Annotated in this window: 7 protein-coding genes; 1 reads left to right on the forward strand and 6 read right to left on the reverse strand. The window is 43.1% G+C overall.

Annotated elements, in window-relative coordinates; all coding sequences use genetic code 11:
• Positions 1 to 148: 148 nt before the first annotated feature.
• The 5 genes from FE296_RS00915 to FE296_RS00935 form a co-directional block, all read right to left on the reverse strand.
• Positions 149 to 1,894 carry a methyl-accepting chemotaxis protein gene (locus FE296_RS00915; RefSeq protein WP_150364050.1) on the reverse strand — a complete coding sequence of 582 codons (1,746 nt, stop codon included), beginning with the start codon at positions 1,892 to 1,894 and terminating at the stop codon, positions 149 to 151.
• 195 nt (positions 1,895 to 2,089) lie between these two features.
• Positions 2,090 to 2,548 (reverse strand): 2-thiouracil desulfurase family protein, encoded by a 459-nt coding sequence (locus tag FE296_RS00920; protein ID WP_124118781.1) that lies wholly within the window; start codon positions 2,546 to 2,548, stop codon positions 2,090 to 2,092.
• 59 nt (positions 2,549 to 2,607) lie between these two features.
• Positions 2,608 to 3,888: a hypothetical protein gene (locus FE296_RS00925; RefSeq protein WP_150364051.1), complete on the reverse strand. Its 1,281-nt coding sequence runs from the start codon at positions 3,886 to 3,888 to the stop codon at positions 2,608 to 2,610.
• A gap of 86 nt (positions 3,889 to 3,974) precedes the next feature.
• Entirely contained in the window at positions 3,975 to 4,463 is a 489-nt protein-coding gene (locus tag FE296_RS00930) for an RNA polymerase sigma factor (RefSeq protein WP_223868728.1), read from the reverse strand.
• A 199-nt stretch (positions 4,464 to 4,662) separates the two neighbouring features.
• Positions 4,663 to 5,397 carry a class I SAM-dependent methyltransferase gene (locus FE296_RS00935; protein ID WP_124118784.1) on the reverse strand — a complete coding sequence of 245 codons (735 nt, stop codon included), beginning with the start codon at positions 5,395 to 5,397 and terminating at the stop codon, positions 4,663 to 4,665.
• A 160-nt stretch (positions 5,398 to 5,557) separates the two neighbouring features.
• Between FE296_RS00935 and FE296_RS00940 the strand changes: the two genes are divergently transcribed.
• Positions 5,558 to 6,913, forward strand: coding sequence for an MATE family efflux transporter (locus FE296_RS00940; protein WP_124118785.1), 1,356 nt, complete (start codon positions 5,558 to 5,560; stop codon positions 6,911 to 6,913).
• 163 nt (positions 6,914 to 7,076) lie between these two features.
• Here FE296_RS00940 and FE296_RS00945 read toward each other — a convergent pair whose 3' ends face one another.
• Positions 7,077 to 7,430 carry a FlxA-like family protein gene (locus tag FE296_RS00945; protein ID WP_124118786.1) on the reverse strand — a complete coding sequence of 118 codons (354 nt, stop codon included), beginning with the start codon at positions 7,428 to 7,430 and terminating at the stop codon, positions 7,077 to 7,079.
• Positions 7,431 to 7,724 lie beyond the last annotated feature (294 nt).

The raw sequence follows: 7,724 nt of genomic DNA on the forward strand, positions 1-7,724 counted from the left end.
AAGTATTAGTTTAGGTTCTATACGCATGAATTAAAAGTACGCACATTATTGTTTCTTGGTTTATAAAAGTAAGTATTGGATGAGAGACAGCGATAATCCACCAGGACACTTACATGGCCCTAGTAGATTATCTACGACTCTTTTCCTTTTAAATCTTGAAATCTTGAACCAGCTTATTCAGATTTAATGCACTATCCTTGACTTGATCAGATTGTTTAACTACTTCCACAGATTGCGCAGTAGAGGCGACCATATGTCCTGCAATTTCCTGACTGGATGCAGCTGATTGTTCACTGGTTGATGCAATCTCGTGAATGGAGCCCACTAGTATTTTGATATTTGCAGTCACTTGTTGTGAGGTTGCATTGAGATCTTTAACTGCATTGGCATGATCAAGGGAGTCGACATAATACTGTTCAGCTGTATCCTCCAATAATTTATAATCCTTTCCAACCTGATTGAACATAAAGGATAGCAACTCTTTGGCATTCGAGGACAGATTGGTTACAGACTGCATAACTTCTTCCGTGACCTGTTGGATTTGATCGGCAGCCTGCCTGGAATCATCAGCCAACTTTCGAATCTCACTTGCTACAACCGCAAAACCTCTGCCTGCTTCTCCAGCCCTTGCAGCTTCAATGGATGCATTGAGTGCAAGCAGATTAGTCTGCGCTGTAACATCCAAAATAGACTGAGATAATATACCAATCTGATCTACAGCTGTTGCACGTTCCAGCGCTTCTGACATTTTCTTACTCGTATGATCATACATATCTATGGCTGCTCGGCTCGATTCGCGGGCTTCCTGCTTCAACTTTTCAGCCTTCGTGCTGGTCACATAGGCGGATTCTGCTTGTTTAGATGTCTGTTCCGATATATATTCAGCTCCCTGTTGCATCTCAGCAGCCGAATGATTCATATTTTCCGTATGGGCTGAAGCCTCTTCCATTGCAGCCGAGAGCTCTTCAACTGTAGCTGATACTTCACGAATCCGTTCATTCAGACCAGCCATGTTCTGGTTGGTAAGATCGCTAACCTGATTGATATGATGAGATTCCTGAATTACACCACGAATGACATTTGTTGTGGAATCGGTCATTGTACGAATAGCTCGTGCGATGACACTTATCTCATTATTTCCCTGTGTTAGACGCGGATCTAAGGATGTCGTTAAGTTGCCTTGCGTTATTTCTTCACAATAACGGGTAATTGCTTTCATTCGTTGACGTATACTACGAATCATTACAAATGAAATAAGAATGAGTGCTGCAAGTGAAAGCAAAAGAACCGAACCAAGCACCAATGCTCGCTGCTGAATTACTTCCTGTGTATCCGCATAGAGCTTGGCTGACTCTTCTTCGTTATACGCACTCAAAAGGGTGATCGTCTCCACAATCGCTGTACTGCTTTTGTTAATTCTTCCTCTCTCTTCACTATCGTAGGTGCCCGACATCTTTTTGGCATCCATGATTTGCTCAATATCCTGATAATATGTATCCATCTTTGCTACCAAATCTGTAAATATCTCTTTTTCTTTGGTATCCAAGTTTCTTGCTGAAAATTCATTCATGCCATCCGTGATACTCTTCTTACCTTTCTGAACTTGATCGTACTGTTTGTCGGTATACTCTGCATTATCAAGAACCTTTGTATAATTGGCGCGCATATTATAGAAATTACTTTTCAATTCAAGAACATTGGTTTGATGCTGGAAACGGTCATTGTAGAGGATACCTTGTCCCGTTTTTGCTTCGTTCATTCCGAAAATCCCAATCAGAAAAACAGTAAACAAGCCGATTAGACTAATCACAGTCATGATGACCATCGTTGTTGTTAATTTTATATTTTTGAGTTTATTTCCTTTCTTATTTTTTGGCTTAGACTGAATTGACATGATTATTCCCCCACTTTAAATAGTAGATAGCCTTATATATCTTATATCTATATCGTATGTATCCATATTGTTTGTTAGCATTTCAGGAAAATCGACTTTATTCATTTAATGAGAAAAGTAATGGTAGACAACAGAAAAGCCGCCAGGATAAAATCCAGCGGCTTTTCTGTGAATATGAAACGATATCTGTGCGACCTATAGTTGCTCCATCCATTCATTTTCAGAAATGACGGTATATCCTTCTTGTCTCAACAATGCTGAGGTGACACCTTCTCCAGTTACCTTGTGGTTGGCAAAATTCCCATCATAGATCATCTGTGTACCACAGGACGGACTAAACTCCTTCAGTACCACACACGATACATTCAATTCTCGCGCCCATTCGAGTGCCTGATAGGCTCCCTTGATATACAGCTCTGTGACGTCCTTGCCACTTTTCTCAATCACTTTTGCAGTGCCTGCCAGCACATCCTTACCCGTGCCACCGATAATTTCAGCCGGTTCCCGTGGAGTGGAGAATCCGCCAAGCAGCTCCGGACATACCATCTTAGCCTGCTCCTGCTCCACAAGCTCCTGAATTTTCTCATCCAGGCTCGCTGTTCCATTGTAACGGCAAGCTACTCCGGCCAGACATGAACTCACCAAATATTTCATCATTATCTCCTTATACTCATGCCATCTATGAAGTAAATTGTAACATGTAAGATCAAGCCCTATAACTCGCCTCTAGTGATCATCTTGATCCGTCCATCTTCCCTGTATTCAACCTGAAAAACATCTGTGCTCGATTCCAGTTCAAATGTGACCATTCCCAATTGCTCAGCATTTCTGTGAAGTTTATAGGCGTTAAAATCAACGTTAAATATTTTTTTAATTATAGGACCAACATTGTCCCTGAGAAGGGATTCATCTATATTAAATAATTTCTCGTGATAAGCCTCCATCTCTTCGATGTTACCTATTTCTTGTTGCTCATAATGATTGGCATCCCCAACCGTATAACCCACGCCCTCTTTTCCTTCGGTCATCTGTACAAAGTAGTTATCTTTAAAGGAAAAAAAGACTGTATCCTTGCCAAGTTCATCATCTTTGCTTCGGCTTGCTCTTACCAGATCAAGATTGGCCTTACCAGACAGAGCCTCAATCGCGTTTCTGGCATCCGCCAGCGCCGCCTGGGATATTTGATCAGGTCTCAGGTCGCCTGTGATTGATATAGCCTTGTCCTGTTGCCATACAATCTCACCATAACTATTTTCATTTTCTAACGTTAATGTGGTATACGATATCGGCTCCAATTCCCTTTGTTTCATACTCACATAACGTCGAACGGATGCAGGTTTAAGCGTTGGAGTACTGCCTATACTTTGCAAAAGCGATGATACCTGGCGCAGATAACGGTGCTCCAGCTCACTCGCCAGCATCTCACGTCTCATCTCTACTTCTCGCAGATTGCCTGTTGCCGCATCGAGCCATATCTTCGCGTACTCCTTCTCACTTTCATTTCCAGCTTCTACATATATTCTTCCAGACACAGGCAAGTCTTCAACTTTCGTAATCCGTATTTGTTTACCCAGATCGTCTCGCATCGTAGTCGCAACATTTCTTTTCATTTTGTCGGTTAGCAGATTTGTGTTCAAACCATCGGATAACTGTAACGCTGCTGTCGGATAGACCTGCTCGATCACGGGTTTCACCAGCTGTCCATCATCCCAGATCCATAGGAACAATCCAGCAGCAATAACTAACGTACCCGTGCCGGCAACAAGAAGCCCTCTTCTAGGGCGACGCTTGTGTGACACGTTGCCTACTTGCGGTCTAAACGGCCTGGATGACCTGGAACTGTCCTCTGACCTATCTCCCTTGCTTCCCTCTTCCGACTTCTTCATCCACTCCACCTGTTGAAGCACCTTGCGCTTGTGATCCTCTGTAAAAGGAGACGAAGCAAACGGTCCCTTCCGGATTTCCTTTTCCCATTGCTCATCCTTTTGTCTCATTTGCTTCGCTCCTCCCAATGTTTCCGTACCTTGTCCTTACCTCGGGAAAGTCTGGATTTTACTGTGCCTGAGCTGATTTCCAACATCTAAGCAATCTCACTCGTCGTAAGCTCATATTTCAGATTCAGCAAAAGAATCTCCCGGAACTTCTTTGGCAACGCCAGAACAATATCCCAGATTTCATGGATATGCTCCTTACGCATCACTTCCATCTCGGCCGAAGGATGTGCAGGCTGCTCTGCAATCATGACTCTTTGGCTCGAACCCCCATGCTCTGTCTCAATGGGTAACGTCTCTCCCCACAGACTGCTACGAAAAAATCTGGATTTTCGATATGTAAAAGTGGTGTTTCTAGTAATCGTCAACAGCCAGGTTTTCAATGAGCAATCTCCACGATAATGAGCTATCCCTGAGTACGCCCGAATAAATACCTCCTGTGACAATTCATCTGCCTGTTCGACACTTTTGGTCAGAAAATAAGCGTAATTCCACACATCATTTCCGTAGTCATCCATTATGTTGCTAAGTGTGTAATTGTCTATAGTCTGAGCCTGTGCCAGTAATTGATCATCCAACTGTTGTTCACCTCACTTAATATGACTGAATCTACTGTGATTTGGTTCCCTGTTTTGGACATTATTTCTTATTATTGTAGCAAAATTAAAAAAAGCGTGTTCAACATCACTGAACACACTGATTCCTTCAAGTTAGCTTAGTTAGAAATCTCTATCAGAAAGCTTTTAGGCGAACGCTCCACACGTATCATTTTCATCGTTATACTTTCAACGCAGCAATCATCAAAAACATAGGTCTGCGATTCTCGTCTCTCATGCCTGGAACCTGCTCGATCATCTCCGGTGATGGTTTGGATTCAGCCACCTTTTGAATAGTAAACCCTGCCTTAATGAGTTCATTCATATGTGTTGCCAGTGTGCGATGATATTTGACCACATCCTGATTCAGAAAGTTCGCCACACGCTTCCCTTCATCGTGGTAATCATCCACGGGCCAGTGTAGGATCTCCCCTTCGGGTCCGTAATGCCAATCCTGCGCAGCGCGAGCGGTGAAGATGGGATGTTCGGAGGATAGTACAAATGTGCCCCCTTCTACGAGACAATCGTTGATCTTAGCGTACACCTTGTCTAATCTTTCAATATAATGCAAGGCAAGTGAACTGATCACAACGTCGAATTGTCCCGGTGAAAAATCAACATCTTCAATCGCCAGCTGCCTGTACTCGATCTGTGGATCGTCCGTCATTTCACGAGCACGCTGAAGCATATTTTCAGACAGATCTACACCGATCACTGAACTCGCTTTTTGTTCACGCGCATACCGGCAATGCCACCCAAAACCACATCCCAAATCCAGCACACGTTTGTCCTTCAAATCAGGCAAAAGAGTCTGCAATTCATGCCACTCCCCGGCTGCATCCAGCCCTTGAACGGAACGAGCCATCTTACTGTAGTTATTGAAAAATTCAGCTTCATCGTATTTATTTTGTTTCATCAAGATTCCTCCCGCCTTATAAATATCCACCTACTCTATCACATAAACGATATTTAAACGCAAAAGTTGCCAAGAGAATTCATGGCGTGTTATCATACAGAACGAACGTTCAGTATTCTTAAATACAGAATGAACATTCAGTTTACTAACGGAGGTCATTATGAATACGAATTGGACGCATCCATTGGAAGGGCAATCTGTAGGTAAAGCTTTTATAAGCTACCTCGTGCCTTCTGTATTGGGGATGCTGGTAGTTGCTTTTAATTTTATTATCGACGGCATTATGGTTGGACACAAACTGGGTTCTACCGCGATGGCCGGAATCGGCATTGCCTCACCTGTCTACACGCTTTTTGTTGCCATGTCGCTGTGGATTGGTATGGGCGGGGCAACGTTGTACTCCAACGCTATGGGTAGAAAAGATATCACTTCAGCCAAACAAATTTTCACCAAATCCATTATGCTCATTATGCTAGTTACGATGGCCATTGGATATACTGCATTTACGTTCAAAGACAAGCTGGTATACTCCCTCGGTGCTAACGCCGAGACCTTCCCGTTTGCTTCGGACTATATGAATATCATGTTATTGTTCGGGTTTGTTTTCACCATTGAGAATGCACTCTCTGTCTTTGTACGAAACGATGGGAATCCCAACACATCCATGTACGCTCAGATTACGTTTGCTGTAGCCAATATCATCATCAATTATATAACATTGTATGTACTCGAATGGGGTGTACGTGGTGTGGCCATCGGTACCATCGTATCGGCTTCTCTTGCCCTGCTTGTCCTGTTTACTCACTTTTTCAAAAAAACAAATAATCTTACGTTTACCCGGTTCAAATGGAACAACAAACTGCTGGCTTCCTTGCTGCTCATTGGTTTCCCCAGCTTTCTGGCTGAACTCGGCATGTCGGTCTTCTCTGTTTCTCACAATATCTCCATGGACCACATTGCGGGTACGGATGGTGTAGCATCCTTTACCGTGTTGAACTACATTCATGGTGTTGTATTGTTGGCTTTCCTGGGTCTGGCATCCGCTGCCCAACCTCTGATAAGCTATTATCACGGTGCAAGTCAGGTTAAACGGGTACAACAAACGATACGGTTAGCCACCAAAACGGCTCTCACATGCGGTCTATTGTTACTGGTTGTTGTTCAGATCGGTGCACCCTATTTCGTACAAATTTTTGGAAACTTCAGTAGTGGCGTAACGGATAATGCCGTTTACGGATTACGTATATTTACATTTGCCTATGTGTTTATGGGTGTTAACTTTGTCATGAGCACCTATTTCCAATCTGTTGGTAATGCCAAAATGGCCATTTGGATCACAGCTGCGCGTGAAATGATCATCATGATTGCGTTGATTGCGATTCTCCCTTCCTTCTTTGGTGTCACGGGTGTATGGCTTGCCGTACCGCTGTCCGAAATGCTGGTTCTCGCAACCATAGCCGTGTACTATAGAAAACGATCCCTTACGGATCGAATAAACGCGTTGCAGGCTGAATAACGTTAACAGATAATAACAGCATCAGATAGAAGATCAATGGAACGTAGATAAAATGTAGGTAGACCTCATAAATAATCTAATATACAAATTAATAAAGCCCTGCACGATCCATAAAGATCGGTCAGGGCTTTGTTATGTTTTGTCCTATATTAGATATAAGCAATTAGATACGTATATCGAATCGGCCATTGCTATCCGTTGTTGCGTTTGCAATTTCCTTAGGGGTAGCTACGCCCTTTGCATTGGCTGAAGGTTGGGCAGGTGGTGCCTCCATAGTAACGGTTGTACCGGCTCCTTGAGAGCTTTGCTGTGCAATCTGTGCCTCAATCTGCTTGATTTGCTGTTCAAGCTGTTTGGTCTTTGCCTCCTTTGTCTTCTCATCGTCCTTGCTGGACTGGACTTTCTCCAGTTGAGCCTCCAGCTTCGTCTTTTGTTTCTCTAAACTACTTGAATTATCCGAACTCGAAGATGTCGATATGTATGATGTTGTGGAGCTGGCTGCAGAAGATATATTCATTGTGGTCCTCCTCGTTTTCACATGGCTTCACTATACCCCATCCCACTGAAACGTACGTTAAATTCAACTGAAAGGTTGCTGAACGAGCCAAGAATCAAGAAGTCGATCATATAGAAGTTTATCCGGAGTCCAGTTATTAATAATGATTGTCTTCATATACGTGAAGTTTTGATGCTGTCTTATCTATATAGATAGTTATTTCTCGGTCTAAAATGGTAACACAAAAAAGACACACTCGATATGATCAAGTGTGTCCTTCAATTGCTTGGCGGCGTCCTACTCTCCCAGGACCCT

The sequence above is a fragment of the Paenibacillus sp. UASWS1643 genome (genome assembly GCF_008693195.1).
GTDB lineage: Bacteria > Bacillota > Bacilli > Paenibacillales > Paenibacillaceae > Paenibacillus > Paenibacillus amylolyticus_B.